Here is a 1,091-nt window from a genome sequence, read left to right as displayed (position 1 = left end):
GATTACATCGTCGCCGACATGGCGCTTGCCGGCTGGGGCCGCAAGGAACTGAACATCGCCGAGACCGAAATGCCGGGCCTCGTGCAGATCCGCGACGAATACAAGGCGCAGCAGCCGCTGAAGGGCGCGCGCATCGCCGGTTCGCTGCACATGACGATCCAGACCGGCGTGCTGATCGAGACGCTGAAGGCGCTCGGCGCCGATGTCCGCTGGGCGTCGTGCAACATCTTCTCGACGCAGGACCACGCTGCAGCGGCGATCGTCGAAGCCGGCACGCCGGTGTTCGCGTTCAAGGGCGAGTCGCTCGACGAATACTGGGAGTTCTCGCACCGCATCTTCGAATGGCCGAACGGCGAATTCGCGAACATGATCCTGGACGACGGCGGCGACGCAACGCTGCTGCTGATCCTCGGCTCGAAGGCCGAGAAGGACCGTTCGGTGATCGCGAAGCCGACCAACGAGGAAGAAGTCGCGCTGTACAAGTCGATCGCGAAGCACCTCGACGCGGACCCGACCTGGTACTCGACGCGCCTCGCGCACATCAAGGGCGTGACCGAAGAAACCACGACCGGCGTGCACCGCCTGTACCAGATGGAAAAGGACGGCCGCCTGCCGTTCCCGGCGTTCAACGTGAACGACTCGGTCACGAAGTCGAAGTTCGACAACCTGTACGGCTGCCGCGAATCGCTCGTCGACGGCATCAAGCGCGCGACCGACGTGATGATCGCGGGCAAGGTCGCGGTCGTCGCGGGCTACGGCGACGTGGGCAAGGGCTGCGCGCAGTCGCTGCGCGGCCTGGGCGCGACCGTGTGGGTCACCGAAATCGACCCGATCTGCGCGCTGCAGGCGGCGATGGAAGGCTACCGCGTCGTGACGATGGAATACGCGGCCGACAAGGCCGACATCTTCGTGACGGCGACCGGCAACTACCACGTGATCAACCACGATCACATGAAGGCGATGCGCCACAACGCGATCGTCTGCAACATCGGCCACTTCGACTCGGAAATCGACGTCGCGTCGACCCGCCAGTACCAGTGGGAAAACATCAAGCCGCAGGTCGACCACATCATCTTCCCGGACGGCAAGCG

1 protein-coding gene is annotated in these 1,091 nt (G+C 64.4%); it reads left to right on the top strand.

Going from position 1 to position 1,091, the window contains the following annotated elements; all coding sequences use genetic code 11:
- A partial coding sequence (locus tag U4012_RS35525; protein ID WP_321804540.1) for an adenosylhomocysteinase occupies positions 1–1,091 on the top strand: 1,091 nt, incomplete at both ends.

This window comes from Burkholderia sp. BCC1988 (assembly GCF_905339895.1).
In the GTDB taxonomy this organism is placed as follows: Bacteria; Pseudomonadota; Gammaproteobacteria; order Burkholderiales; family Burkholderiaceae; genus Burkholderia.
The sequence above is the reverse complement of the archived record's forward strand: the minus strand, read 5'-3'. Positions and strand labels throughout refer to the sequence as shown.